Source organism: Zoogloea sp. LCSB751 (genome assembly GCF_002028455.1).
Classification (GTDB): domain Bacteria; phylum Pseudomonadota; class Gammaproteobacteria; order Burkholderiales; family Rhodocyclaceae; genus Zoogloea.
Map to the genome: position 1 here is coordinate 1 of NZ_MWUM01000096.1, position 434 is coordinate 434.

The 434-nt window shown below is 69.6% G+C and carries 1 pseudogene; it reads right to left on the reverse strand.

Annotated features, from left to right (window positions below):
- A pseudogene (locus tag B4920_RS25895) lies at positions 1-434 on the reverse strand (hypothetical protein); the annotation flags it as partial.

Genomic DNA, 434 nt, shown 5'->3' on the forward strand with positions numbered 1-434 from the left:
GGCTTGCAGCCTGCCGGAGCCTGGATCTCGGTGGCGATCACGCACGTGACCTCCAGCGTGCCGCCTTGACGATCCGGGAGGCTCACACGCTCAGCCCGCAAGACCTGTTCAACTGTCCGCGCCTTGCGCCCCCGCCCGGCGGGGATCTCAAAACACACCCGGCCCAGGGGCGTGCCGGCCATCACCCGGTCCCACAGCCTCTCGCCTTCGGGCAGGACCCGGTTGTGCTGGCAGCGCACCACATAGTCGGCGGCATACTCCAGTTCCCGGGCCTTGAGCAGCAGGGCCAGGATGTCCGACTCCCGGTCTCCCACGCAGATGTGCCGGGTGCCGGGCAAGGCCCGCGCCTGCTCGGCGATCCGCTCGTAGCTCTCCACCCAGCGCACGCTCTCCAGAATCCCGCCCCGCGGTGTGTCCCCCTTCTTGAACTCCCG